General features: G+C 41.3%; 27 protein-coding genes, 3 tRNA genes and 2 rRNA genes. 9 read left to right on the top strand and 23 right to left on the bottom strand.

Translation table 11 applies throughout. From position 1 onward, the window contains the following. The first annotated feature begins 78 nt into the window (after nucleotides 1-78). Nucleotides 79-897 carry an alpha/beta fold hydrolase gene (locus ABC361_RS15885; RefSeq protein ID WP_413074857.1) on the top strand — a complete coding sequence of 273 codons (819 nt, stop codon included), beginning with the start codon at nucleotides 79-81 and terminating at the stop codon, nucleotides 895-897. Between the two features lie 158 nt (nucleotides 898-1,055). After that, nucleotides 1,056-1,730 (top strand): queuosine precursor transporter, encoded by a 675-nt coding sequence (locus ABC361_RS15890; RefSeq protein WP_413074858.1) that lies wholly within the window; start codon nucleotides 1,056-1,058, stop codon nucleotides 1,728-1,730. A gap of 89 nt (nucleotides 1,731-1,819) precedes the next feature. Here the strand turns inward: ABC361_RS15890 and ABC361_RS15895 are convergent, their stop codons facing one another. Beyond that, a complete protein-coding gene (locus ABC361_RS15895; protein WP_413074859.1) occupies nucleotides 1,820-2,176 on the bottom strand; it encodes a hypothetical protein in 357 nt (118 codons plus the stop codon). 253 nt (nucleotides 2,177-2,429) lie between these two features. Between ABC361_RS15895 and ABC361_RS15900 the strand changes: the two genes are divergently transcribed. After that, complete coding sequence (locus tag ABC361_RS15900) at nucleotides 2,430-3,965, top strand: glycosyltransferase family 2 protein (protein ID WP_413074860.1); 1,536 nt, start codon at nucleotides 2,430-2,432, stop codon at nucleotides 3,963-3,965. Between the two features lie 84 nt (nucleotides 3,966-4,049). On the opposite strand, the gene groL is transcribed toward ABC361_RS15900, so the two are convergent. Next, complete coding sequence (gene groL / locus ABC361_RS15905) at nucleotides 4,050-5,690, bottom strand: chaperonin GroEL (RefSeq protein ID WP_413074861.1); 1,641 nt, start codon at nucleotides 5,688-5,690, stop codon at nucleotides 4,050-4,052. Nucleotides 5,691-5,734: 44 nt separating this feature from the next. After that, nucleotides 5,735-6,019 carry a co-chaperone GroES gene (groES, locus tag ABC361_RS15910; protein WP_099302048.1) on the bottom strand — a complete coding sequence of 95 codons (285 nt, stop codon included), beginning with the start codon at nucleotides 6,017-6,019 and terminating at the stop codon, nucleotides 5,735-5,737. Nucleotides 6,020-6,246: 227 nt separating this feature from the next. Here groES and ABC361_RS15915 point away from each other — a divergent pair, with 227 nt between their 5' ends. Both ABC361_RS15915 and ABC361_RS15920 read left to right on the top strand, forming a co-directional pair. After that, nucleotides 6,247-7,158 carry a CPBP family intramembrane glutamic endopeptidase gene (locus tag ABC361_RS15915; protein ID WP_413074862.1) on the top strand — a complete coding sequence of 304 codons (912 nt, stop codon included), beginning with the start codon at nucleotides 6,247-6,249 and terminating at the stop codon, nucleotides 7,156-7,158. After that, nucleotides 7,158-7,337 (top strand): DUF4305 domain-containing protein, encoded by a 180-nt coding sequence (locus tag ABC361_RS15920; protein ID WP_099302049.1) that lies wholly within the window; start codon nucleotides 7,158-7,160, stop codon nucleotides 7,335-7,337. Before ABC361_RS15915 ends, ABC361_RS15920 begins: the two co-directional genes overlap by 1 nt. Nucleotides 7,338-7,382: 45 nt before the next feature. Here the strand turns inward: ABC361_RS15920 and ABC361_RS15925 are convergent, their stop codons facing one another. The 7 genes from ABC361_RS15925 to ABC361_RS15955 all read right to left on the bottom strand — a co-directional run bounded on the left by ABC361_RS15925 (nucleotide 7,383) and on the right by ABC361_RS15955 (nucleotide 12,527). Next, on the bottom strand, nucleotides 7,383-8,297 hold the full coding sequence (locus ABC361_RS15925; RefSeq protein WP_413074863.1) for an ABC transporter substrate-binding protein: 915 nt from the start codon (nucleotides 8,295-8,297) through the stop codon (nucleotides 7,383-7,385). A 12-nt stretch (nucleotides 8,298-8,309) separates the two neighbouring features. Then, a complete protein-coding gene (locus tag ABC361_RS15930; protein WP_413074864.1) occupies nucleotides 8,310-9,074 on the bottom strand; it encodes an ABC transporter permease in 765 nt (254 codons plus the stop codon). After that, complete coding sequence (locus tag ABC361_RS15935; protein WP_413074865.1) at nucleotides 9,071-10,075, bottom strand: ABC transporter ATP-binding protein; 1,005 nt, start codon at nucleotides 10,073-10,075, stop codon at nucleotides 9,071-9,073. The genes ABC361_RS15930 and ABC361_RS15935 overlap by 4 nt, the downstream gene beginning before the upstream one ends. Before the next feature lie 15 nt (nucleotides 10,076-10,090). Beyond that, entirely contained in the window at nucleotides 10,091-10,687 is a 597-nt protein-coding gene (locus ABC361_RS15940; protein WP_413074866.1) for an ABC transporter permease, read from the bottom strand. 241 nt (nucleotides 10,688-10,928) lie between these two features. Continuing rightward, nucleotides 10,929-11,678 (bottom strand): twin-arginine translocase subunit TatC, encoded by a 750-nt coding sequence (gene tatC / locus ABC361_RS15945; RefSeq protein ID WP_413075789.1) that lies wholly within the window; start codon nucleotides 11,676-11,678, stop codon nucleotides 10,929-10,931. Nucleotides 11,679-11,685: 7 nt separating this feature from the next. Further along, entirely contained in the window at nucleotides 11,686-11,874 is a 189-nt protein-coding gene (tatA, locus tag ABC361_RS15950) for a twin-arginine translocase TatA/TatE family subunit (protein ID WP_035395357.1), read from the bottom strand. 17 nt (nucleotides 11,875-11,891) lie between these two features. Further along, the gene (locus ABC361_RS15955; protein ID WP_099302053.1) at nucleotides 11,892-12,527 is read right to left on the bottom strand and encodes a redox-sensing transcriptional repressor Rex; all 636 of its coding nucleotides are present in this window, start codon (nucleotides 12,525-12,527) and stop codon (nucleotides 11,892-11,894) included. 169 nt (nucleotides 12,528-12,696) lie between these two features. Between ABC361_RS15955 and ABC361_RS15960 the strand changes: the two genes are divergently transcribed. Continuing rightward, complete coding sequence (locus ABC361_RS15960) at nucleotides 12,697-14,613, top strand: ABC-F family ATP-binding cassette domain-containing protein (RefSeq protein ID WP_413074867.1); 1,917 nt, start codon at nucleotides 12,697-12,699, stop codon at nucleotides 14,611-14,613. Between the two features lie 36 nt (nucleotides 14,614-14,649). On the opposite strand, the gene tsaD is transcribed toward ABC361_RS15960, so the two are convergent. From tsaD to ABC361_RS15990, 6 genes are all read right to left on the bottom strand, one after another. Then, nucleotides 14,650-15,657, bottom strand: a complete 1,008-nt coding sequence (tsaD, locus tag ABC361_RS15965) for a tRNA (adenosine(37)-N6)-threonylcarbamoyltransferase complex transferase subunit TsaD (protein ID WP_413074868.1) — start codon at nucleotides 15,655-15,657, stop codon at nucleotides 14,650-14,652. Next, entirely contained in the window at nucleotides 15,635-16,078 is a 444-nt protein-coding gene (gene rimI / locus ABC361_RS15970) for a ribosomal protein S18-alanine N-acetyltransferase (protein ID WP_413074869.1), read from the bottom strand. The genes tsaD and rimI overlap by 23 nt, the downstream gene beginning before the upstream one ends. After that, the gene (gene tsaB / locus ABC361_RS15975; protein ID WP_413074870.1) at nucleotides 16,059-16,805 is read right to left on the bottom strand and encodes a tRNA (adenosine(37)-N6)-threonylcarbamoyltransferase complex dimerization subunit type 1 TsaB; all 747 of its coding nucleotides are present in this window, start codon (nucleotides 16,803-16,805) and stop codon (nucleotides 16,059-16,061) included. The genes rimI and tsaB overlap by 20 nt, the downstream gene beginning before the upstream one ends. Then, complete coding sequence (tsaE, locus tag ABC361_RS15980) at nucleotides 16,783-17,256, bottom strand: tRNA (adenosine(37)-N6)-threonylcarbamoyltransferase complex ATPase subunit type 1 TsaE (RefSeq protein ID WP_413074871.1); 474 nt, start codon at nucleotides 17,254-17,256, stop codon at nucleotides 16,783-16,785. The genes tsaB and tsaE overlap by 23 nt, the downstream gene beginning before the upstream one ends. 13 nt (nucleotides 17,257-17,269) lie before the next feature. Next, nucleotides 17,270-18,244 carry a thiamine-phosphate kinase gene (gene thiL / locus ABC361_RS15985; protein WP_413074872.1) on the bottom strand — a complete coding sequence of 325 codons (975 nt, stop codon included), beginning with the start codon at nucleotides 18,242-18,244 and terminating at the stop codon, nucleotides 17,270-17,272. A 61-nt stretch (nucleotides 18,245-18,305) separates the two neighbouring features. Continuing rightward, nucleotides 18,306-18,379, bottom strand: a tRNA-Met gene (locus ABC361_RS15990). A 201-nt stretch (nucleotides 18,380-18,580) separates the two neighbouring features. Here ABC361_RS15990 and ABC361_RS15995 point away from each other — a divergent pair. After that, a complete protein-coding gene (locus ABC361_RS15995; protein ID WP_413074873.1) occupies nucleotides 18,581-18,724 on the top strand; it encodes a hypothetical protein in 144 nt (47 codons plus the stop codon). Nucleotides 18,725-18,777: 53 nt separating this feature from the next. Here the strand turns inward: ABC361_RS15995 and ABC361_RS16000 are convergent, their stop codons facing one another. Genes ABC361_RS16000 through ABC361_RS16010 form a run of 3 tightly spaced genes read right to left on the bottom strand, consistent with a single transcriptional unit; the run spans nucleotide 18,778 to nucleotide 20,664 of the window. After that, entirely contained in the window at nucleotides 18,778-19,914 is a 1,137-nt protein-coding gene (locus ABC361_RS16000) for a trans-sulfuration enzyme family protein (RefSeq protein WP_413074874.1), read from the bottom strand. A 19-nt stretch (nucleotides 19,915-19,933) separates the two neighbouring features. After that, complete coding sequence (locus ABC361_RS16005) at nucleotides 19,934-20,290, bottom strand: fluoride efflux transporter FluC (protein ID WP_413074875.1); 357 nt, start codon at nucleotides 20,288-20,290, stop codon at nucleotides 19,934-19,936. Continuing rightward, nucleotides 20,287-20,664, bottom strand: coding sequence for a fluoride efflux transporter FluC (locus ABC361_RS16010; RefSeq protein WP_413074876.1), 378 nt, complete (start codon nucleotides 20,662-20,664; stop codon nucleotides 20,287-20,289). The genes ABC361_RS16005 and ABC361_RS16010 overlap by 4 nt, the downstream gene beginning before the upstream one ends. Nucleotides 20,665-20,778: 114 nt before the next feature. On the opposite strand from ABC361_RS16010, the gene ABC361_RS16015 reads away from it, so the two are divergent. Both ABC361_RS16015 and ABC361_RS16020 read left to right on the top strand, forming a co-directional pair. Beyond that, nucleotides 20,779-21,489 carry an MgtC/SapB family protein gene (locus tag ABC361_RS16015; RefSeq protein ID WP_413074877.1) on the top strand — a complete coding sequence of 237 codons (711 nt, stop codon included), beginning with the start codon at nucleotides 20,779-20,781 and terminating at the stop codon, nucleotides 21,487-21,489. Nucleotides 21,490-21,561: 72 nt separating this feature from the next. Continuing rightward, nucleotides 21,562-22,200, top strand: coding sequence for a DedA family protein (locus ABC361_RS16020; protein WP_413074878.1), 639 nt, complete (start codon nucleotides 21,562-21,564; stop codon nucleotides 22,198-22,200). A gap of 380 nt (nucleotides 22,201-22,580) precedes the next feature. On the opposite strand, the gene rrf is transcribed toward ABC361_RS16020, so the two are convergent. The 4 genes from rrf to ABC361_RS16040 all read right to left on the bottom strand — a co-directional run bounded on the left by rrf (nucleotide 22,581) and on the right by ABC361_RS16040 (nucleotide 26,386). Then, nucleotides 22,581-22,696 (bottom strand): 5S ribosomal RNA (gene rrf / locus ABC361_RS16025). A gap of 208 nt (nucleotides 22,697-22,904) precedes the next feature. Further along, nucleotides 22,905-25,840: ribosomal RNA gene (locus ABC361_RS16030) — 23S ribosomal RNA — on the bottom strand. A gap of 381 nt (nucleotides 25,841-26,221) precedes the next feature. Continuing rightward, nucleotides 26,222-26,297 (bottom strand) — tRNA-Ala (locus ABC361_RS16035). A 12-nt stretch (nucleotides 26,298-26,309) separates the two neighbouring features. Further along, nucleotides 26,310-26,386 (bottom strand) — tRNA-Ile (locus ABC361_RS16040). Nucleotides 26,387-26,458: the final 72 nt, after the last annotated feature.

The raw sequence follows: 26,458 nt of genomic DNA on the forward strand, positions 1-26,458 counted from the left end.
AAATCTCATCGTTTTAAAACAAGTCATTTGGGTACACAAAAGACAAGAACATTACTAGATAAAAGGAGCGCGATTTAAATGGCACACCGAATTGAAGTCGAACACGGAACGACATTATTTGTTGAAGATATTGGCAGTGGACAACCTGTTATCTTTTTACACGGTTGGCCTGTCAATCATAAGATGTTTGAACATCAGATGGCCACATTGCCAGAACAAGGATTTCGCTTTATTGGTGTAGATTTAAGAGGATACGGACAATCGGATAAACCAGCTCATGGCTATGATTATGACCGCATGGCAGATGATTTACGTGTTGTAATTGACACATTAGGATTAAAAGATGCTGTACTCTGCGGTTTCTCTATGGGTGGGGCAATTGCAATTCGCTACATGGCGAAACACGGAGAAAAAGGAATTGCTCGTTTAGCGCTATTAGGAGCTGCTGCTCCAGTGTTTACGCAAAGAGACGATTTTGAGTATGGATTACCAAAAGAAAATGTGAATGGTCTTATAGATGGCGCCTATACAGATCGAGCAGATATGCTAAAAGACTTTGGCGGACTATTCTTTGGAAAAGAGCCGAGCACGCATTACAATAGCTGGTTTCATTCACTAGGGATGCAAGCAGGACCCCATTCCACCATTGCTTCTGCTCGTACCCTCCGAGATGCTGATTTGCGAGATGATTTAGCAGCAATCTCAGTCCCGACAGCGATTCTACATGGACGAAATGATGGCATTTGCCCGTTTGATCTAGCAGAACAAATGGAAAAAGGCATTGAAGATGCTACCATCATTCCCTTTGAAGAAAGTGGACACAGCCTCTTTCATGATGAGCAAGAGAAGTTTAATGAAACGCTCATCCAGTTTATTTCTGAACCAGTAAAATTATAGGCAATAGACGGAGCACAGAAAACGAACAAACTTGTTTTCTGTGTTTTTCTTATATGTAAGACTGTACAAACCTTCTCGCTTGTGGTAAAGTTTCTCGGTGCATTCATGACACGCAGTTCGTGACCTTCCTGCGCTATCAAAACTAGAGGAGTTTTTTTATGCCGACAGAAATTCTTGGTTTACTTTTTGCTATCGCAAATTTTTCTTTTCTTGTATTATTTTATAAATTATTTGGCAAGACAGGCATTATTACCTGGATTGGTTTTGCCGCCATTTTAGCTAATTTACAAGTGTTAAAAACCATTGAGCTTTTTGGACTTATTGTCACCATGGGAAACGTGATGTACGCCACAACTTTTCTTGCTACTGACCTCCTAAATGAAAAATACGGCAAAGCAGTTGCCAAAAAAGCGGTTTGGCTCGGTTTCTCGACACTGCTCGTCTCAACGATCATCATGCAATTTGTCTTGCTGTTCCCCCCTCATGGAGAGGACTTGGCACATGGCCATCTTGCGTTTATTTTTGATTTTGCACTTCGAGTGGCATTAGGAAGCTTAACAGCATTTCTCATCAGCAATCATATTAATATCTACATTTTTGCTTTCTTTAAAAAACTTTTTCCAAACATGCTTTGGTTGCGTAACATCATCTCAAGTATTTTTGGGCAAGCGCTAGATACACTCATCTTTTGTGCAATCGCCTTTTTAGGTGTCTATTCCATGGGCGTATGGTTTGAAATTGCATTAACGACGTATATTATGAAATTTATCGTCTCGCTATTAGCGATGCCCTTTATTTATTGGGCACGCAGTATAAAACCGTTACAAGATTGAAAGCTTTCCTTCAGCTTAACGGTAATAGAACATCATAAAAATCTGTAGGGTTGATACATGTATCACTCCTACAGATTTTTTATGGTTTTTTACATTTCTTTATGAAACGCATTAATCATGATTTTAATATTCGTGATATCCGCTTCATTTTTTTCTTCAATTTCTTCTTTTAATTCTATTAAAAATTGTTTCTTTGCTCGTAAATTATCAAGGGCTGATTGATAGTGCTGATACACTTCCCCTTCTGTTTGATTACTTTGCTCAATGTTGGCGTACACCGCTTCCATAAAGCGATATTCCGATAACTTATCGTTGACATTGACCGTTTCACCAGTGTCTTCCTCTTTTATTACTTCTGGTGTATCAATGGTATAAATCTCTCTTAATCGTTTTTGTAGAGAAGACATATGCTCCTCACAAAATTTTTGTAGCAATTCATCATCCATGATAAGTCCTCCTTCCACATAAAGATCTTCTCTAAAAGTATACAGGAAAATCACAAATAATTGTCTTAAAATGGATTCAACTTTCCCCCACCTACACCTTTTACAAACATTTGTTTAAACGTATGATGGTTAGGGTAATGAAATAGTTGTCTTCTTTTTAAAAAAAGCTCAATAAGTTTACGGAAAGCGGGTGCATCGTTTACAACATGGGCTCACTACGTTTCTGTTTAGACTTGAAATGGAGGAAAAATACATGGGCCTACTAAGACAGTGGAAAGATAAACAATATTATAAAAAAGTTCCTTACACCATTTTAAATGAAGAAATGCTTCAGCATAAGAGTGATGTGACCATTGTTGTCCCTATTTTTAATGCTTCAGAATCCATTAAACATACAATTGATTCCGTTCTTAAACAAACAATGGGACTTGATCGCATGACCATTATTCTAGTAGATGACAACTCTACTGACGGCACACAACACATACTAGAAGACTATGCAAACACTCACACTCAAATTATTAGCGTATTGTTAGAGAAAAACACCGGGACACCGGCATTTCCTCGTAACCTTGGCGCACACTTGGCGAACTCAACTTATTTATTTTATTTAGATGCTGACGACTGGCTTCACCCAGAAGGCATTCAAACACTGTTTCAATTGTTAGAAAAGACAGGGGACGATTATGCAGTCGGAAAATCGATTAAAGTAGTCGATAAAGGCGAAAAAGTGGCCGGCAAGCATGGGTCAAACCGAACACGACACAATGCATCACCCTACACGATTAAACATATCTTCTATCACTTAGGTCCAACTGCTCGAATGATGCGCTTAGAGCTATTACGAAAAAACGAAATTCGTTACCCTGAAATGAGGTTCGCTGAAGATAAACAGTTTTTTATTGATGTGATCCTAGCAGCGGGAACCATATCAACGACGACCTCACCAATCTATTACATTAATCGCTATGATTCAAATGAATCCCTTGTGACCAAAACAAGCATATTCGAAAAAATCGATGCCAACATTAGCGTTTTAAAATACGTTTTAAACAAACATTTAGAGCCTGAAAAAGAAAAGCTTATCGTCAATCGTTTAATTGAATTTGATGCGATTACACGTTTATTTGATCGCAAACACTTTGTCAAAAGCAAGCAAAAAGAGATCTACTATAAAAAATTTCACGAAACGATGAAGATTTTTGCTAAAGCGAAGCGGTCATATCAATTTGAAGATACGATTATAAAACCAATTAATCGCATCTTTTATCAGCTAGCAATGAACAAAGACTATCAGAAACTAGAAATGCTGGCTAGATGGTCGCGATATAGTAAACGAGAAGCGACCATATTAGATGATAAAAAGCCCTATTATATCGCAGTGTTAGAGGACGGGAGCACTTTTCATATTCCCATCAATGTGCAGGCAAAACTAAAAAACACACAAATACAAGACTCGTCACTTACACTTCACGTTCAACTTTATGGACATATCATTCCAAAAATTGAAGGAATGAAGTTAACCAGTCGTTCCACTGTTGTTCACAGTAAAGACTTAAATGATCAAATTGAACAGAACGGGGATGAAGTGAAGATTGTATTAAATCAAGAAGATTTAGATTTACACGACCCTGGCTATTCCGTTAATCTGATTCACTCTGACTATGAGCAAGTATTTATTGAAACAGAAAGAAAAGAAACGTATAGCCTCTCACTCAATTCGAAAGAGAAAGCAATCATGTACCAAACGGTAAAAGGGAACGTTGGCTTAAAGATTGCTAGCTTATAACGAACAAAAAACCACTTCTCGCGATGAGAAGTGGTTTTTTTGACAGAAAGAGAAGGGTAACAATCTCTCACATGGGAGCATGAATTACATCATGCCGCCCATACCACCCATTCCGCCCATTCCGCCCATATCAGGCATGCCGCCGCCGTCATTTTCTTCAGGCTTATCAGCGATTACAGCTTCTGTTGTTAAGAACATTGCTGATACGCTTGCCGCATTTTGAAGTGCAGAACGTGTTACTTTAACTGGATCAAGGATACCAGTGTCGACCATATTTACATACTCGCCTGTAGCAGCATTGTATCCAATTCCGACTTCTTCAGTCTTCAGTTTTTCTACAATGATTGATCCTTCAAGACCAGCATTATGAGCAATTTGGCGTACCGGCTCTTCAAGTGCGCGAAGAACAATGTTTACACCTGTTGCTTCATCACCAGAAGCTTCGACCGCTCGAACTGCTTGAATGACATTAATAAGCGCTGTACCACCACCGGCAACAATTCCTTCTTCAACTGCTGCACGTGTAGAGTTTAGGGCATCTTCAATACGAAGTTTCTTTTCTTTCATTTCTGTTTCAGTTGCAGCGCCGACTTTAAGTACGGCTACGCCACCTGCAAGTTTCGCAAGACGCTCTTGTAGTTTCTCTCTGTCAAACTCAGATGTTGTTTCTTCCACTTGACCTTTTAATTGGCCAACACGAGCTGAAATTTGTTCAGGATTACCAGAACCTTCAACAATTGTTGTGTTTTCTTTCGTCACAACCACTTTGTTTGCGCGACCAAGAGAATCAATTGTTGCTGCTTTAAGATCTAAACCTAGATCTTCTGTAATTACTTCTCCACCTGTTAGGATCGCGATATCTTCAAGCATTGCTTTACGACGATCACCGAAACCAGGTGCTTTTACTGCAACAGCATTAAATGTTCCGCGTAATTTGTTTACGACAAGTGTTGCTAATGCTTCCCCTTCAACATCTTCAGCGATGATCAAGATTGGGCGACTTTGCTGAACCACTTGCTCAAGAACAGGAAGAACTTCTTGAATGTTTGAGATTTTCTTATCTGTAATTAGGATATAAGGATTATCAAGAACCGCTTCCATCTTATCAGAGTCTGAAACCATATATGGGGAAGCATATCCACGATCAAACTGCATTCCTTCTACAACTTCAAGCTCTGTTGAGAAGCCTTTTGATTCTTCAATCGTAATAACACCGTCGTTTCCAACGCGTTCCATTGCTTCTGCAATAATTTGACCAACCTCTTCATCTGCAGAAGAAATCGCTGCTACTTGAGCAATGGATTCTTTGCTTTCGATTGGCTTAGAGATGCTTGCAAGCTCTGTTACAGCAGCTGCCGTAGCTTTCTCAATTCCTTTACGAATACCCATAGGGTTCGCACCAGAGGTAACGTTTTTCAACCCTTCGCGAATCATCGCTTGCGCTAGTACAGTTGCTGTTGTTGTACCGTCTCCAGCGATATCATTTGTTTTGCTTGCCACTTCAGCGACGAGCTTAGCACCCATGTTTTCGAATGCATCTTCAAGCTCAATCTCTTTGGCAATTGTTACACCATCATTTGTAATTAACGGTGAACCAAATTTCTTTTCTAATACAACGTTACGACCTTTTGGTCCAAGCGTCACTTTTACAGCATTTGCAAGTGTATCTACACCTTTTAGCATGGAGCGGCGTGCTTCTTCACTAAACTTAATATCTTTAGCCATTGTATCTGCCTCCTGTATGTTGGTTCGTATTTATTCGTTCTTTATTAGCCGATAATTGCTAGAACATCGCTTTCGCGAAGAATAAGATAGTCCGTACCTTCATACTTAACTTCTGTACCAGCATATTTTGAGAAGATGATTGAATCGCCTTCTTTTACTTCAAGCGCTACTTTTTCGCCATTGTCTGTCACACGACCTGTACCGACAGCTACGACCTTGCCTTCTTGCGGCTTTTCTTGTGCAGAGTCAGGAAGTACAATCCCACTCGCTGTTTTTTCCTCTGATTGGATTTGCTCAATAATGATGCGATCTCCTAATGGTTTTAACAAGGAAAACACCCTCCTTTGAAGACGTATGTAGTGTTTATTATTAGCACTCGTTTAGGATGAGTGCTAACACAATTCCTATGATAATCATTCCGCACCCGTTTTGCAAGGGGTAAGCCTGACTTTTTTGGACAGTTTTTTTCCAAAAGGGTCTGAAACTGAAAACAGGTGAATAATATGATATGATGAGTGGGAATTTAGACTGATTACATGTATAAAGGAGTTCGCCTGTGAAGATTATTTATAATGGCGTCGGGATATTGTTTTTTGTTATTATGCAAATTGCTGTCGCGTTTACGCTAGTTTTTACATTGCAAGGTTTACTCAATATAAATAGCGGACTTTCCATGATTCTTTCCGTAGTATTGACAATTGGCATTGCGCTCGTAACATCACGAATGCTTTTCCGGAATACGTTAACGATGAGATACGCGCTTGTCGTCTTTGCTTACATTGTCATGCAGACCGGTTTATCACTTGTTGCTTCAACAGTGTTACAATCCTTTTTTGGCGTTACAGATGAAGCATTCCTCATAGGAGTATCGTCAATTTTATCTTTTTCTGTTGGACTTGTTGCCATCCTACTGATTTTACGTCGGGATGAGCAGCTAGGTGGTGGATTACGCGGAACAAAAATTACGCCACTTGAAACCGTATCATGGTCAATTATTGGTGTTTTTCTTGTCTTTGGTACTCAAATTGTTGCGGGTCTAATCCAAACTCTTATTTTTGGAATTGATCAAGGTTCGGAAAATACTGCGGACCTAGTCGCCATTGCGCAAGAGTTCCTACCGTTTATTATTGTTATTGCTGTGATTGGGCCTATAATTGAAGAGCTTGTTTTTCGAAAAGCGATCTTCGGTTGGCTCTATGTTCGAACAAATTTCTGGATTGCCGGCTTAATTAGTTCAGTCATCTTTGCTGTGATTCATTTTGATTTTCAACATATTTTAATATACGGTGCCATGGGCTTTGCGTTTGCCTTTCTATATGTAAAAACAAAGCGAATCATTGTGCCTATTATTGCCCATATTGCGTTGAATTCATTTGTCGTGATTGTTCAGGTTCTATTTATTGACGACATTAATGAGATGATGGATGTACCGAGTTTTATTCATAACATGTTAGGAATGATGATTTAATGAGAATGTTTGGCTTCTTTTACATTTTACTTGGTCTTTTATTCGTTTACTTAACGTATATCCAAGTTGAAACAAATGGTTGGGGCTTTTTCCCCATCGTGCTTGTTTTCATTGCGGCGCTTGATTTTTATTTAGGCTGGCAAGCATTGAGGCGACCACCAAACCCACCTCAAAAATAAAAATAGAACCACCTCTAGCAAATCATGCAGAGGTGGTTCTTTTGTTTAATTATCTCCTTCGATAAACCCTTCTTCAACAAGAAACTCATGAGCAACGAGGGCGACACTTTGCCTTTCGATATCAACTTGATAATTCAACCCACGCATGATCTCACTATCCAACGTCTCCGCTAATGGCCTTAACAATTCTTCAATCTCTGGATTCTCCTCAAATACATCTAATCGCATATGAACAGCAGCGTTATAAGGCGCGAAAAACACCTCATCATCTTCTAAAATGACTTGATCATAATCATCGATTCGCGCATCGGTCTCATAACCCATTGCCACTTCCAATTCTTCATTATACAGCGCTTCATATAATAAGCCTGCATCCATGTATTCGATATTGCCGCTGCCAAATTCAAACCCGTATGCCTCTTCTAAACCAGGTAATCCATCAGCTCGATTCGCAAAAGCTGCATCAGTTCCCATACTAATTTCTCCAGGATTTTCATTCACATAATCCGCTAAGTCCGATAACGACTCAATCCCAAGATCTTCAGCTTGTGTTCGATTCATAATTAGCGCATACGTATTGTTCACTTCTGAAATATTCATCCAGTGTAGCCCGTTTTCAACGTCCACTTCTTGCAATGTTGCGTAAGCCTCTTCTGGATCAGTTATTGGTTCCATATTCAAATAAGTCGCTATTGCCGTTCCAGTATATTCCCAGGTAATATCGACTTGGCCATTTTCTAATGCAGATCGCAATACATTACTTCCAAGGTTTTCGACTTGCCGAACCTGATAGCCCGCATCTTCGAGGATGAAGTAAGTCATCTCTGATAAAATATACTGCTCGGTAAAAGATTTTGCACCGATGGTGATACTATCTCCAAAGCCTAGATAACCACACCCGCTTAGTGCCAATCCAGTAACCGCTACAGAACCTAATGCATAATGACGTACCGTCTTCATAGTTTTCCCCCTCTATGCAGTCGCCGCTGTTTTTGTATTTACTTGTTTTTTCGATGAACGCATCCCCTTTGGTGTTAGCCAATGCTCTACCCCGCGAAGTGCATAATCAAAAAAGATTGCGAGTAAAGTCACTGGCACAGCACCAGAAATTAAATACGCATTATCAAAAAGTTCAATTCCAGTAAAGATCCATAACCCTAAACCTCCGCCTCCAATAAAATAGGCAAAAGCAGCTGTACCTACATTTAAGACAATCGCTGTTCGCAGCCCCCCAATAATCGCATATGCAGCGTTTGGGACTTCAACTTTAAAAAAGATTTCTACCGGCTTCATACCCATCCCTTTTCCAGCATCAATTAAATCTGGACTAACAGAACTAAATCCAGCTACAGCATTACGAAAGATCGGTAGAACCGAATAAATAAACAACGCAAAAACAGCAGGCACAAACCCGATCCCTAAAATTCCAATCATTAGCGCCACAACAGCCAAACTAGGAATGGTTTGCGCTAAATTGGCAATATTTGATGTAATCCACTCGGCTTTGCGAAACTTCGGTCTTGTTACAAAAACCGCAAGTGGCAACGCAACAATGACAGCTAATAAAGAAGAAACTAAAACGAGCGCTACATGTTCTCCTAGCAAGGTTAAAAATTCGCTTGTTGATTCAAAAATATGGACGTATAATCCTTGGGATGCAGTCCAATAAATAAAAGTCGCCACAATGGCAAACAACATAATTCGAACAATATACGTAATGACTATTTTGCTATTCAACCTGTAACCACCGCCTCTTGAACGGCATTTCTTTTCTTTCCTAATTTAACGTGTAAAAATTGTTGCACGAGATCAATCGTAATGGCTCCACGTATTTTGTTTTCATCATCGTATACACAAACTTGTTCGGCTTCTTGATTTAATAACATTGATAACGTATTTTTGAGGTCCGCATGTAAATAGATTTGCTTGGAATCGGCAATATCCTCCTTACATTCCAATAAGCCAATGTCGTCATTTAACTCCTGAATCGTATGAAGACTTAGCATCTTAATTGCACGATCTTTCCCAATAAAGTCAGAAACATACTCACTGTTTGGCTTCATTAATATCTCTGAAGGCGTTCCATACTGCATGATTTCACCATCACGCATCAAAACGATCTTATCAGCCATCCGAATCGCTTCATCAATGTCGTGACTAACAAACAAAATTGTCTTTTTTACTTTCCTTTGGATCTCCAAAAACTCATCTTGAATATGTTCACGAATTAATGGATCCAATGCACCAAATGGTTCATCCATTAACATAAGCGGCGGATCTGCAGCCAATGCTCGAGCGACACCCACTCGCTGCTGCTGTCCCCCAGATAATTCACTTGGGTAACGCTTTCGAAATTCCTTAGGATCGAGTCCTACTAAATTCATCAATTCGTTATAACGAGCTTTTTTCTTTTTACTTCCCCACTTTAATAAGTCAGGAACTACCATTACATTATCCTCTATATTCATATTAGGAAATAACCCGTTACTTTGAATAACATAGCCAATCTTGCGGCGTAATTCAATGTTGTCTAATTCAGATATGGACTGCCCATCAACATAAATCTCACCTGAACTTAAATGAACCAATTTATTTACCATTCGCAAAAGCGTTGTTTTTCCACAGCCAGAAGGTCCTAAGAAAATGACAATTTCACCACTTTCCACTTCAAACGAAACATCATTGACCGCTTTTTTATCCCCATCATATGATTTTGTTACGTGTTTAAATGAAATCATTTCATTTCCCCCTTCTTATTCTGTTATCCCTTTAGGTGTAAGCCACTTTTGTATAAACAGTAACAACGTATCTGCAAGAATGGCTAAAAGTGAAACGAGCACAGCACCAGCAACAATTGAATACATGTCGCCGCGAGAAATGCCTTGTACAATAAATGACCCTAACCCTCCAGCTCCAATAAATGCTGCAATGACCCCGATACCAATATTAAGAACAACCGCTGTACGTATGCCAGCCATAATAACAGGTAGTCCATTAGGTAATTCAACCTTTATCAACCGCTGCATTTTTTTCATTCCTAAACCATTAGCTGCATCAATAATAGTTGGGTCGACGTTTTTAATTCCTGTATACGTATTACGGATAATAGGTAAGAGTGAATAAAGCACAAGAGCCGTTAATGCGGGGACGAATCCAATACCTTGTCCAATAATGGAAAAGAACGGAATCATAATACCAAATAAAGCAAGACTTGGGATTGTTAATAAAATTGAGGCTGCTGCTAAAACCGTTTCGGCTAGCGTCTCATTGACAGTTAAATAAATACCAACACTCACACCAATGGCAATGGCAATAATGATGGCGAGGCCAACAAGCATGATGTGTTCCATTGTTGAATTAAACATACTTGTTGAATTGATTTGCACAAATTCAATAAATTCTCTCAGGTGAGCCCCCTCCTTTTCGTGTAACCTATCAATACCCTGCTATAAAGTAAATGAAACAAAAAGAGACAAAATTTTTCAAATCTCGATTCTTTTCTTCATCTCTAAAAAATTGATTCGCTTTTACAAATAAAGAAAAAAGACGATTAATCCATAGTAGGATCAACCGTCTTTTGTCCAAGCTTCATTACTGTGCTTCACTATGTGATTCCGGTGTAGGTTTCGTATATTTACGATAAGTTGCACGTGAAATGGCGATACTAATCTCATACAAAATGAGCATCGGTAATGTGACCAGTAAATGCGACATCAGTTCTGGAGGTGTAATTAAGCCTGCAATAACGAGTAAAACAAAGTACGCATACTTTCTAATCTTTGTTAACAATTGTGGTGTTACAAGTCCAATTCTCGTAAAAAACATCACGACAACTGGTAGTTGAAACAAAATACCAAATGGGATGGTTAATTGAAACAAAAACGAGAAATATTCATTAATGCCGTACATTTCGTTAATGTCCAGACGATCTGCCATCGTACTCATAAACGACATGACATACGGAATTAAGATAAAATAAGCGAATGCAAACCCTGCAAGTAAAAGAAAAAATGAGATCGGAATATATGCAAGCGTCGCTTTTTGCTCTTCCTCTTTTAAACCAGGTGCAACGAATGCCCAGAGTTGATAAAGAATCACGGGTATAACGAGCACAAACGCAACAATCATTGCAAAATTAACGTAAATTCTTAAAGGATCCGTTAATCGAAAAGCGTGAAACGGCATATCGACTGCTTGAGGTGCCGTTTGCAAATAAGAAATAACTGGGACAGCAAGCATAAAGCCACCAATCAGCGCAACTACAAAAAAGACGAGGATCACGAGAACCCTGCGTCTTAATTCCACTGCGTGATCCATAATCGACATATCTGATAGAGGAATATTCTTTTTATGCTTTTTCTTTTTGAACATTTGCTGGCTTGTTATCCTCATCATCGTCGGCTAACCCTTTTGTTGCGTTTTTAAACTCTTTTAACGTACTACCTGCCGCTTTTCCAAACTCAGGTAATTTCTTTGGTCCAAAAATAATCAATGCTACAATCGCAATGATAATTAAACTTCCTCCTGATAATGGCATGTGTGTATGCCTCCCTTTTAAAGTGGATAGTGTTTTAAAAAATATACAAGCGCTTGCAATTCAATTGCAAGATCAATATGGTGAACGCGAATATGTTCAGGTACAGAGAGTCGTACCGGTGTAAAATTAAGTATGCCGCTAATTCCTGCTTCAACGAGCTTGTCCGCACTATTTTGCGCTTGTGATGCTGGTACGGTTAAAACAGCGATCGCTGTATCATTCATTCCAATCTCATCAATCTTATTCCAGTCATAAATAGGTACATCGCCAATCGATGTGCCAATCTTCTTTTCATCTACATCAAAAGCATGGGTCATGACTGTACTATTGTTTTTAGAGAAATTATATTGAAGTAAAGCTGTTCCCAAATTTCCGACGCCGACAAGAATAACATTTGTCCTCTCATCTTGATCGAGTGTATCTCGAAAAAAAGAGAGAAGATATTGTACATTGTACCCATATCCCTTCTTTCCTAACGCTCCAAAATATGAGAAATCTCTGCGAATCGTTGCTGAGTCTACTTTAAGCGCTTGACTCAACTCTGTTGAGGAAACCCGTTGCTTGCCTGATGTGTGAAGATTCTCTAGAAACCGATAATAAAGCGGCAAGCGTTTTGCTGTTGCTTGAGGAATCTTTAGTTGGTCTGATTTCATGTCCGCCCCTTTCCGAGCATCAAGCTACATTCGCAACTTGCTTCCCCTCTATTGTACACCATTTTTCGTAAAATGAAAGAGCTCCCATAGAATGATTTGTTGTTGTTTGTTTGTCATTTGATGTAAACTGATGACAGTATAGAAATTTGTTTGTAAGGGTTGACTAAAAATGATTGTATTACAATGTGTGAACGTCTCAAAGTCGTTTGGCGCCGAGCCAATTTTAGAAAACGTAAAACTAGAAGTTCAGTCCAAAGAGCGAGTTGCATTAGTCGGACGAAATGGTGCTGGTAAATCAACGCTATTAAAGATGATTGTTGGAGACATGGGTATTGATTCAGGCGATATTGTCATTCCAAAAAACGTTGAACTCGGTTACCTTTCACAGCACACGGACTTAAAATCAACGAAAACCATTTGGGATGAGATGGTAACTGTTTTTGAACCACTTATTAAAATGGAAAAACAGTTGCGCGCATTAGAACAACAAATGGCAGATCCAATGCCTAATCATGCGTACACAAAGCTTTTGCAGGAATATGACCAAATGCAAAATGATTTTAAAGAACAAGGTGGCTATCAATATGAAGCCGATATTCGAGGTGTTCTTTCTGGTCTTCATTTTCAACAATTTGATTATGAAACACCGATTTCTTCGTTATCTGGCGGCCAAAAAACAAGGCTTGCTCTAGGAAAACTGCTTTTATCAAAGCCCGCTCTTCTTGTTCTTGATGAGCCTACGAACCACTTGGACATGGTGACACTAACATGGCTAGAAAACTATCTAAACAATTATCCAGGTTCACTTTTAGTCGTTTCTCATGACCGCTATTTTCTTGATCGTCTAACGACCAAAGTCGTTGAGCTCTCACGCCAGCAAACAACAACGTTTCACGGCAACTATAGTTTTTATCTTGAGGAAAAAGCAAAGCGTTACGAACAAGAGTTAAAGCAATTTGAAAAGCAACAAGCAGAAATTGAAAAACTCGAAACCTTCGTTGCAAAAAATCTTGTCCGGGCTTCCACAACAAAACGAGCCCAAAGTCGGAGAAAGCAATTGGAGAAGATGGATCGTCTTGAACGTCCTCAAGGAAATGAAAAATCAGCTTCGTTTGGCTTTGATATTGTCCGACAATCCGGTAATGATGTGCTTACGATACGTGAACTTGAAGTGAAGTACGAAGATCATACCGTTTTCTCAAATATGGATTTTGCGCTCACAAGAGGGGAGTCCGTCTGCTTATTAGGCGATAATGGTACAGGAAAAACGACCCTTTTAAAAGCTGTAACCAAACAAATCGATCATACTAGTGGGCAAATTTTGTTTGGTAGCAATGTTTCCGTTGGCTACTATGACCAGGAGCATGCAAAACTTCAAAGCAACAAAACGGTCCTTCAAGAAGTTTGGGACGAGTTTCCTGGAACTGTTGAAAAAGAGATTCGCAGTTTACTTGGGCTGTTTTTATTTAGTGGCGATGATGTTCTTAAGATCGTCTCCTCCTTAAGTGGTGGTGAAAAAGCGAGAGTGGCTTTAGCGAAGTTAATGATGGTAAAAGCGAACCTTCTTATCCTTGATGAACCGACCAACCATTTAGATCTTGATTCAAAAGAAGTGTTGGAAGCTGCATTAATCGATTATCCTGGTACCATTCTGTTCGTCTCGCACGATCGTTATTTTATTAACCGAATTGCGTCACGTGTTGTTGAGCTAGAGAGTGGTGTGACAACAAGCTACCTCGGTGACTATACCTATTACTCAGACAAGAAAAAAGAAATGGCTGAACGTGCTGCACTTAACGATGAAACGACGAAAACGAATGAAGCAACACACTCAGAACAAACAGATAAAACCAATTATCAACAAGATAAAGAACTGAAACGTTTGGAGCGTCAAAAAGAAAGACGCCTCCTTTCAATTGAAGAGCAGATCGAATCTCTAGAGCTTGAAAATCAAGAACTTGAGACACAGATGCTCGAGCCTGACGTCTATTCAGATCACGTTAAGGCAAAAGATATCCAAGACCAACTTGCATCAAATGGAAAAAAGATGGACGCCTTAATGGAAGAATGGGAATCATTGCAGTAAAAAAAAGAGAGTAGTGGCTACTCTCTTTTTTACTTACTATGAGAATGACGTTAACGGCATTCCTGGTCTTCCGTTCATATTTAATTGGCCTTTTGCACCGTTCATCCACATCTGATGCGCACATGCTCCAATCATCGCCGCATTATCTGTACACAAATGAATTGGTGGAATCACAAGGTCTACGCGCTGAGCCAAGCGTTCTTCCAACCCTTTACGTAAACCTTTATTCGCAGCTACTCCGCCTGCAACTAACACTTGCTTGGGCTCATATTGCTCATACGCCGCCACTGTACGTGTCACTAATACATCAACGACACTCTCCTGAAACCCTTTTGCTAATGCTGCTACATTCGTTTCGATCCCTTTTTGCTGATCGTTATGAATTCGATTTAAGACAGCTGATTTTAATCCACTAAAGCTAAAATCGTAGCTACCTTTTTCAAGCCAAGATCTTGGCAACTCAATCTCTTCAGTGGCTTCTAATGAAAGTTTTTCTACGTTCGGACCACCTGGATACGGAAGCTTCATGGCACGTGCAGCTTTATCGTAGGCTTCCCCTACTGCATCATCCCGCGTTTGCCCAATTTGTTCAAACTGACCATCTTTCTCCATCAAAATGAGTTCCGTATGCCCACCAGAGGCAACAAGTGCCAGAAGAGGAAATTCCATTGGCTGTACCAACTGATTTGCGTAGATATGGCCTGCAATATGATGGACGCCGATTAGCGGAAGTTGATGCGCAAACGCAATGGCTTTAGCAGTATGAATCCCGACGAGTAACGCTCCAACAAGTCCAGGCCCTTCCGTCACCGCTACAGCAGTTAAATCAGCAAAACCTACGTTCGCTTGCTCCATTGCTTCCTCCACAACGGCTGTCACCGCTTCAACATGGTGCCTTGAAGCTACCTCTGGAACAACGCCTCCGAATCTTGCGTGGCTTGCCATTTGCGTTGCGACAACATTTGCTAAAATCGTATCTCCATTTTGAATGACTGCAGCAGCGGTTTCATCACAACTTGTTTCAATTGCTAATATGATTGTCATTTAACATCACCCACATTACCCATGCATCTTCTTGATTATCTGCATAATAATTTTTTCGGACCCCTACTTTCAAAAATCCAAGCTTTCCGTAAAGACCTTGTGCAATTTCATTCGAAGCTCTCACCTCAAGCGAAAGCGTTTTTGCCTCAACCATTTTTAACCATTCCATTATCGAGCCTAGTAAGTATTCTCCATAAGAATGTCCTCGTCGCGCTTTCAAAATGGCAACGTTCGTAATTTGTGCTTCATCGAGTACTTTCCACAAACCGCAGTAGCCAATAATCGCTTCATTTTCTTGAAGGACAAAATAAAAAGCATAGTGGTTTCTTGTTAATTCGGCTTCAAATGCTTCTCTCGTCCAAGGAGTTGTAAAAGCTTCACGTTCTAATACAAGAACGTCGTCAATATCTGTTAACTCCATTCTCCTTACCTGAACGTTCGGTTTCATTTCGCTGTTGTTCATGCTGCCAGTTCACCTCCGCTTCAGGCAGACGGTGATAATCTGGCGTAAATGCATGAACATTCTCCATAGGTTCTTGATTTAAAGCAAGGAGGCATAATGCACCTGCGCGGGCGCTCGGTAAAGCACCAGGTGTAAACATCGCTTGATCCCCTAATTCTGCTTGAATCCACTCTTGATGTAGAGACACATCTTCACCAACAAACAAAATACGTTGATTCATCGTTTTCAGCTGTTCTATAAGATCTGCAAGCAACTGATGTTTTTCAGCTTCTTTTTCAAGAATCGTCCCGTCTTGTGTTGATTGATAACACGCAGCAAAAACAGTCCCTCTTCTTGCATCAATAAGAGGAACAATCATTCCGTCAAAGTATCGGCCAGCTTCTGCCATCACGGCTAATGTCGATAGCGGGATTAACGGGATTTTCAACGCCCAAGCCAACGATTTTGCAGTTGTCACAGCCATTCTTACACCTGTATAGGAGCCTGGCCCCTTTGCAACAGCAATCGCATCCAAGTCAGCTGGCTTTAGGTCCACATCTTGTAGAACATGTTCAACTGCTGGCATTAATCGCAATGCATGGTTTTTCTTTAACCACGTTGAATATTCCGCAATCACTTGTCCATCTTTACAAACCGATACGCCTAGACGGTAAGAGGACGTATCAATTCCCAATATCGTTGTCATTAAACCACTCCTCCAAACGCTTTACATGTGAGGCTCCTGCTGCTTTAAACGTTAACACTCGCTCAGTCTCACTCATTTTTTCTATCTTTAATGAAAAATAAGTAGTTGGAAGCATGTCTTCAATTAAATGAGCCCACTCGATAACCGTGACACCCTCCCCCTCTATATACTCTTCTAGTCCTAATTCTTCTGCTGTTTCTCCAACACGATAAACATCCATATGGTAGAGAGGCAGCGTACCTTCATACTCTTTTATAATCGTAAAAGTTGGACTTGTAATCATTTGCTTTACATGTAATCCACTGCCTAGACCTTTGACAAAATGTGTCTTACCAGCACCCAAATCGCCATCAAGTAACAAACAGTCACTTGGTACTAAAACAGTTGAAAACGACGAAGCCCATCGTAATGTCTCTTCTACTGAATATGATTTTAATTGATACGATTGCATATCGAACACTCCACTAGTTAAAATGATTATAGCCACTTTTTGAAATTAAAGACTCGGTTTCACCATTTCGCAAAAGTACACTAGGAGAACCGGACCGGACATACCCTATCTCAAACAAGTCGCTTTGAGCACTTTTTTGTAGCTGCTGAAAGGTTTGTCGAGACGTAGCTCCAATTAGCTGAAAGTCTTCTCCACCGTTAAACAGCCAATCAAGCTTACGCTCCATACTTACTGACTCAATACTTGGCAAAACCGGCGTCAACTTTGATTGTTCAATAACAATTTGCTGTTTACTCGCCTCCGCTAACTCCATCGCTTCACTTGATAATCCATCACTAATATCATTTAATGCGATCCGTTTGTTCACCTGCGAAAAAAGCATGCCACTATCCACCTGAGGTTCGGGTTCCTGATGGACTTGAATACACACTAATTCTTCATTCGTAAATGGTTTATTATTTTTTTGTTGTAATAGATGCAATCCAGCTGCCGAACGACCAAGAGGGCCTGTTACGAATACAATGTCATTTGGTTTGGCTGTACTTCGTTTTAACGCTTGACCTTTTTTAATCGTTCCAATTGCCGTAACAGATAGCATTAATTGCGAATCACTTGATACCGTATCGCCACCAATTAAATCCATTTGATAGCTAGCGGCAATTTGATTCATTCCTCTATAGATTTCTTGCAACTCTTCATCTGTCCACGTACGAGGAACCGCAAGCGTAACAAGATAATATGTTGGAGTTGCGCCCATTGCAGCAAGATCACTTATGTTAATCGCTAGGGCTTTTCTGCCAATTTGAAAGGAACTTAATGTATCTTTACGAAAATGAATCCCTTCAACCATCGCATCAACACACACGACTTGTTCCGTTTCATTTGACGTTTGGTACACCGCTGCGTCATCACCAATTCCAATTGATAACTGCTTCTGGAAATGATAATTCGGTGTAATGCTCGTAATAAAGGAAAATTCATCTCTCATGACCTGTACACTTCCCTCTAGATAAATAAAAAAACCGAGAGGGCATCTCGGTTCATTGGTATTGCGGGGGGCGGATTTGAACCACCGACCTTCGGGTTATGAGCCCGACGAGCTACCAGACTGCTCCACCCCGCGTCGTTATAAAATTTTATGATCTATTTTAAAAACAGATCGTTGCGTTGCCTTAATTAGTTTTCCTAACAACAAAAATAAATATACCATATTTCTTTACACGATACAAGTTTTTTTCTTAAAAAAAGTTCTTGTCAATTTTGTGAAAGAGGAGTATGATATGAAAAATAAACACAGACTAGTTATCTTTGAGGAGATGTTCGTATGAAAAAAGCATTTCGATTAATGGTTCTTGCGCCAGTAGGGTTACTTTTAGGCATGCTACTACTACCTGCATTCCTCGTTACAGACGTAGCTTTGTTTTCTACATTTATTGAGTCTATTATTATAGGAAACCAAAAATCTTAATAGCTTATTATTGACACCACCAAGTCATACGCACACTACTTGGTGGTGTTTTTTTATGCTTTCTTTAACGCTTCTAAAAAATCGTTTATAATATCTCGATGATCCTCAATACCAACAGAAATGCGAACGTCTTGCGAGCTAATTCCAAGTGCCTCTCTTTTCTCAATAGGAACGGAACGATGAGATGTTCCAACTGGATAAGAGATTGATGTTTCGACCCCTGCTAAAGTTGGTGCAATCTTCACAAAAGAAAAGCTAGAGAAAAAAGCGTGAATGTCAACCTCTTGCTTTAAACGAATGGTTACAATTGCACCATTACCAAATGAAGATAAGGACTCTGGATAGTAAACGTGCTCAACTTTCGGTTGTTTTTTCAGATAATCTGCAAGCGTTGCCGCATTGCTGGACTGTCTTTCCATTCGGAGACCCAATGTTTTTAACCCTCTGCATGTTAGCCAAGCTTCGAAAGGGCTTAATGTCGTTCCCATCGTAATAACAAGTTGTTTAACTCTTGAAATAAGTGGCTCACACCCAACAATGACTCCTGCTGTTACATCGCTATGCCCGCCTAAATATTTCGTTGCACTATGAATAACAAGGTCAGCCCCAAGTATTATTGGTTTTGCGAAGTAAGGTGTAGCAAACGTATTATCAACGATCACACGAAGTTGATTTTCTTTTGCAAATTTCATCAGGTCCTCAATGCTTTCTACGCGAATATGTGGATTTGTGACTGACTCGCAAAAAAGCGCTCTCGTATTCTCTTTAACCGCTTTTTGCCAATCTGTATGTGGTTCAACAAAGGTCACTTCAATTCCCAAATTCTTTAGTTCTTGCTCAAATAACGAATATGTCCCTCCATAGACATCGAGGGCTGCAAGAATATGATCCCCTGAACGACAAACAGACAATACTGCACATAAAATGGCCGACATTCCTGAAGAAGTTGCAATGCCGTCATCTGCTTCCTCAAGCAGTGCCACACCTTTGCCAAGATCTTCGGTATTTGGATTTCCGTAGCGCGAATATAAATATTCTTTTTCCCCGGAAAAATACGATTCCATGTCAACAAGACTCTCAAACACAAATGCAGATGTTTGATAAATAGGTTTTGCCTTACTTTTGTTTTTCGTATGTTCATTTCCATTAAAGTGTACAGAATTCGTGTGAAAATATCTTTTTCTCTCCACAATGCAAAACCCTTTCCCCTCATAAGATAAGATGAATTCCTAGCCAAAAGCCAACAACAGACCCAGTAACCGTAAGCGCAATATATAGGAGCCCTCTCCACGCATGTCCATCTTTAAAACATTGTAACGCCTCCACACTAAATGTCGAAAACGTTGTAAACCCACCGAGGAAATAAATAATGAAAAATTCCAACATTTCGTTAAGAGATGATCCCACAGCAATACCTAAACATGTACTTCCAATGATATTCACGAACGTTATAACTGTAAAATACCTTGGCCAGTTAAATCGCTTTGCTAATATCTCACCAATTGTATAGCGAAGAAAAGCTCCAGTCCCCCCTGCAATCGATATAAGAAGGAGCGTAAACATCATTGCATCACCTTCTTACTCATTATACGCATTCCAAACCAAGCGAATAAAATACCGCCACACACCGATAAAAGAAGGTATAAACTAGCTAAAAGAGAATTTTCAGTAAGTAATGAAAAAAAATCAGCTATAAATGTTGACATTGTAGTAAAACCGCCGATAAATCCTACTGTTATTCCTTTTTTCACAGTTTGCGATACGTTTATTCGTTCATTAAAGGCTTGAACGGTTAGCCCCATCATAAAACTACCGGTTAGGTTAGCAATGAAAATTCCGAACCACTGATGGTCTGGAAATATGTATGTAAGAGCAAATCGCGCGAGACCACCTAACGCCCCGCCAGCTGTAACGGCAAACCATATAAAAAAGGGAAGCATGATTCACCACCTCTAAAAGTTAAACTGATTTTACTATAAGCAGCCGCTTTCCACAAGATCTTTAGCATTCATGTTTATCTAGAAAAATAGACTATAAAGAAAGGTGTGATTTCATTGGGGATTGTTTTACTAAAATTAAGTATTGCCTTATTCTCTGGCTTTTTAATTGGCATTGATCGTCAAATTAAACATAAACCACTAGGTTTAAAAACAAGTATGGTCATTTGTATAGCCAGCTGCTTAATTACGATTGTTTCAGTTGAAGCGTACCTCTATTTCTCAAGTACAGAAACTGCACGACTCGCCATGGATCCTATGCGATTAGCAGCACAAATTGTTAGTGGCGTCGGCTTTCTCGGCGCAGGCGTGATTTTAAGACGAAGCAACGACGTCATATCTGGCTTAACAACTGCCGCCATGATTTGGGCAGCTTCAGGTATTGGTATTGCAATTGGAGCTGGTTTTTATATTGAGGCATTTTTGTCCGTCTTACTAATCTTGATAGCTGTAAACGTTATTCCTGCATTATTAAAAATCATCGGTCCTACTTCTCTAAGTCAAATTGATGTATCTCTAAAAGTGGTAATGGCTGAAGAAGCCACTTCTACCCACTTAATTAAAAGCATCCAGCGAAAAGAAAAAGGCTGGAAGAAACGAAAAGAAAAAAACATTATTATCCATGACGTAAAAATTAGAGACATTGAGGAAAATAAACAACAGCTAGATATTCTACTCTCTATTCCGCGTACCATGTACATGACACAACTGTACGATATTGTAAAAAAGATTGATCATGTACAAACCGTCGCAATTGAACAAAAATAGTTTATGAATGGATAGAATCTGGTTAGATCCTTGTATATACTATAAGTAAAGTCTCTTAATAGGAATGAAATGATGGATATTTTAAAGGAGTTTATCATCCAATATGGCTATATCGGTGTCTTTTTTTCATTAGTAGCAGGAATTGCAGGCTTTCCAGTACCTGACGAAATTCTGCTTGTTACGCTTGGATACTTATCCTACATTGAATACTTTCATTTAGGTACTATTCTATTTATTTGTTTTATTGGTTCGTTGAGCGGGATGTCTATATCATATGTTTTAGGCATTAAACTAGGCGCTCCTTTCTTAGAAAAGTATGGTCCTCGTTTTTATTTTTCAACTAAAAAACAGCTTTATGTCCATTCTTTATTTGTTCAATACGGAAAATGGCTGCTGTTAATTGGCTTTTTTATTCCTGGTATAAGGCATTTAATTGGATATGTATCTGGTATCACCCGATTTCACTACAAAACGTATGTTGTCTTCACAGGAATTGGAAGTGGACTGTGGACAGTCCTTTTCATCTATATTGGCTATGGACTAGGCGGTCAGTGGCTCTTTATCCAAGAGGACATCTATGCACATAAAATGCTCTATATGGCTGTATTATCGTTCATCCTCATAAGTGCCCTTATTTCATACCTTGTTTACAAGCAGATATCGCATACGAAAAAAAAGCAGCATCAAAAAGAGGATCATCCAATCTCATAGAAAGAAGCATTAGTAGCTGTTTTTTTAAATACGCCGCTTCGAAGCGCAGCTCTTTTCCGTTTCTCTATACAAAAAAAAGACACCTTTTCAGGTGTCTCTCTGCTTGCCTGGCAACGTCCTTTTGCTCCGTCATGATTTCCTACGGGGACGTTTCGCATGCCGTTCTTCCAAAGATGCGTTTCATGTAGGTTTACGAAATTCACGACTTTGTCTCACAGAGGGAAGCATGGTGCCTCTTCTTCGTTGATCCTTCGTGATGGGTTTGGGTTGATGCCTTTTTCGAGCTGGGTACGTTCTTTTTACATTTGCTTCTTCAAAGCGCAGCTCTTTTGCGCTTCTCTATACAAAAAAAAGACACCTATTCAGGTGTCTTTCTGCTTGCCTGGCAACGTCCTACTCTCACAGGGGGAAGCCCCCAACTACCATCGGCGCAAAAGAGCTTAACGACCGTGTTCGGCATGGGAACGGGTGTGACCTCTTTGCTATTGCCACCAGACTATTTTGACGTCCGATCAACGGCGAATCTCTTTGTCTGGTTCCTATTTCTCCTTCTGTCACGTACCGACGTACGCTCCATCTATCTAATAGTTTCCATCCTCGATCTTCTTGTTTCTCGTTGTCATAGGGATTCAACCCTTATGGATAAAAGAATCGTTGATTCTTTCAAAACTAAATCTAGAAATCAAACTCAAGTCAAGAAAAATTAGGATAAGCCCTCGACCGATTAGTATCAGTCCGCTCCATGTGTCGCCACACTTCCACTTCTGACCTATCAACCTCATCATCTCTAAGGGGTCTTACTGGCTTACGCCATGGGAAATCTCATCTTGAGGGGGGCTTCATGCTTAGATGCTTTCAGCACTTATCCCGTCCATACGTAGCTACCCAGCGATGCTCCTGGCGGAACAACTGGTACACCAGCGGTATGTCCATCCCGGTCCTCTCGTACTAAGGACAGCTCCTCTCAAATTTCCTACGCCCGCGACGGATAGGGACCGAACTGTCTCACGACGTTCTGAACCCAGCTCGCGTGCCGCTTTAATGGGCGAACAGCCCAACCCTTGGGACCTACTTCAGCCCCAGGATGCGACGAGCCGACATCGAGGTGCCAAACCTCCCCGTCGATGTGGACTCTTGGGGGAGATAAGCCTGTTATCCCCAGGGTAGCTTTTATCCGTTGAGCGACGGCCCTTCCATACGGCACCGCCGGATCACTAAGCCCGACTTTCGTCCCTGCTCGACTTGTAGGTCTCGCAGTCAAGCTCCCTTATGCCTTTGCACTCTACGAATGATTTCCAACCATTCTGAGGGAACCTTTGGGCGCCTCCGTTACTGTTTAGGAGGCGACCGCCCCAGTCAAACTGCCCACCTGACAATGTCCCTGACCCGGATCACGGGTCGAGGTTAGAATGTCAGCACCATCAGGGTAGTATCCCACCGACGCCTCCACCGAAGCTAGCGCTCCGGTTTCCTAGGCTCCTACCTATCCTGTACAAATGGTACCAACACTCACTATCAAGCTACAGTAAAGCTCCATGGGGTCTTTCCGTCCTGTCGCGGGTAACCTGCATCTTCACAGGTACTATAATTTCACCGGGTCTCTCGTTGAGACAGTATCCAAGTCGTTGCACCATTCGTGCGGGTCGGAACTTACCCGACAAGGAATTTCGCTACCTTAGGACCGTTATAGTTACGGCCGCCGTTTACTGGGGCTTCAATTCAGAGCTTCTCCTCATGCGGATAACCCCTCCTCTTAACCTTCCAGCACCGGGCAGGTGTCAGCCCCTATACTTCGCCTTGCGGCTTGGCAGAGACCTGTGTTTTTGCTAAACAGTCGCTTGGATCTATTCACTGCGGCTCTCTCAGGCTATTCACCTTAATAGAGCACCCCTTCTCCCGAAGTTACGGGGTCATTTTGCCGAGTTCCTTAACGAGAGTTCTCCCGAGCGTCTTAGAATTCTCTTCTCGCCTACCTGTGTCGGTTTGCGGTACGGGCACCTGTATTCTAACTAGAGGCTTTTCTCGGCAGCGGAGGATCAGGGATTTCGGACCCTTGGGTCCTTCACGGTCACAGCTCAGCCTTCACGGAACACGGATTTGCCTATGTTCCAGCCTTGCATGCTTCGACGCGCACAGCCAGCGGCGCGCTCACCCTACCTTTCTGCGTCCCCCCATCGTTCAAACAAATACGAGGTGGTACAGGAATATCAACCTGTTGTCCATCGCCTACGCTTTTCAGCCTCGGCTTAGGTCCCGACTAACCCTGAGCGGACGAGCCTTCCTCAGGAAACCTTGGGCTTTCGACGGAGGGGATTCTCACCCCTCTTTTCGCTACTCATACCGGCATTCTCACTTCCAAGCACTCCACTAGTCCTCACGATCTAGCTTCACAGTCCTTGGAACGCTCCCCTACCCAATCCCTACTGGGATTGCCATAGCTTCGGTGATACGTTTAGCCCCGGTACATTTTCGGCGCAGAGTCACTCGACCAGTGAGCTATTACGCACTCTTTCAATGATGGCTGCTTCTAAGCCAACATCCTGGTTGTCTAAGCAACTCCACATCCTTTTCCACTTAACGTATACTTGGGGACCTTAGCTGATGGTCTGGGCTGTTTCCCTCTTGACTACGGATCTTAGCACTCGCAGTCTGACTCCCGAGTTAAAGTTTTTGGCATTCGGAGTTTGACTGAATTCGGTAATCCTGTGGGGACCCCTCGTCCAATCAGTGCTCTACCTCCAAAACTCATCACTCGAGGCTAGCCCTAAAGCTATTTCGGGGAGAACCAGCTATTTCCGAGTTCGATTGGCATTTCACCCCTACCCACACCTCATCCCCGCATTTTTCAACATGCGTGGGTTCGGGCCTCCAGTCGGTGTTACCCGACCTTCACCCTGGACATGGGTAGATCACCCGGTTTCGGGTCTACGACAACGTACTCACTCGCCCTATTCAGACTCGCTTTCGCTGCGGCTCCGCCTCATCAGCTTAACCTTGCACGTTATCGTAACTCGCCGGTTCATTCTACAAAAGGCACGCCATCACCCATTAACGGGCTCTGACTAGTTGTAGGCACACGGTTTCAGGATCTCTTTCACTCCCCTTCCGGGGTGCTTTTCACCTTTCCCTCACGGTACTGGTTCACTATCGGTCACTAGGGAGTATTTAGCCTTGGGAGATGGTCCTCCCGGATTCCGACGGGGTTTCACGTGTCCCGCCGTACTCAGGATCCACTCTGGAGGAAACGAAGTTTCAACTACAGGGCTGTTACCTTCTTCGGCCTGTCTTTCCAGACAGTTCACCTACTCCGTTTCTTTGTAACTCCGTATAGAGTGTCCTACAACCCCAAGAGGCAAGCCTCTTGGTTTGGGCTGATTCCGTTTCGCTCGCCGCTACTCAGGAAATCGCATTTGCTTTCTCTTCCTCCGGGTACTTAGATGTTTCAGTTCCCCGGGTCTGCCTCTACCTACCCTATGTGTTCAGGTAGGAGTACCATCCCATTACGGATGGTGGGTTCCCCCATTCGGAAATCTCCGGATCAAAGCTTACTTACAGCTCCCCGAAGCATATCGCTGTTCGTCGCGTCCTTCATCGGCTCCTAGTGCCAAGGCATTCACCGTGCGCCCTTTCTAACTTATCCATTTTGACGTCAGATTAGCATCGAATCTCATCGTCTGGTTCCTGTCTTTCCGTCAGTCACGTAGAAAACTACGATCCTTCCATTAAGCATTTCCCATCCTCGATCTTCTCGCTTCTCTTTGTCAATCGTTGCTTCCGATTCCCGAAAGGGTTTCTTCGCAACTTGGTTAACCTAAAAGGTTTATGAATTCTTGACGTCTCGTTCAAACAGTTTAAAACCGATGAACAAAACTTTATTTGAGTTGATTTTAGATTTAGTTTTCAAAGAACCATGCCTACAGGATGTAGGTACCAGGCATCTAGCTTGGTTCTATACCCATCGCATTTTCTGAATCATTCATTCAGACATAAATAAAACCCTTATCAGGGGGTAATATTCGTTTGGTGGAGCCTAGCGGGATCGAACCGCTGACCTCCTGCGTGCAAAGCAGGCGCTCTCCCAGCTGAGCTAAGGCCCCGTTTCATTAAAATGGTGGGCCTGAGTGGACTCGAACCACCGACCTCACGCTTATCAGGCGTGCGCTCTAACCAGCTGAGCTACAGGCCCATTTTAATAAGAAAGAAAGAGTTCTTTCAAAACTGAACAAAAGATCCGAAGCGTTATATGACCAACGGTCAT

Origin of the sequence: Shouchella phoenicis (assembly GCF_047238345.1) — a bacterium.
In the GTDB taxonomy this organism is placed as follows: Bacteria; Bacillota; Bacilli; order Bacillales; family Bacillaceae_D; genus Shouchella.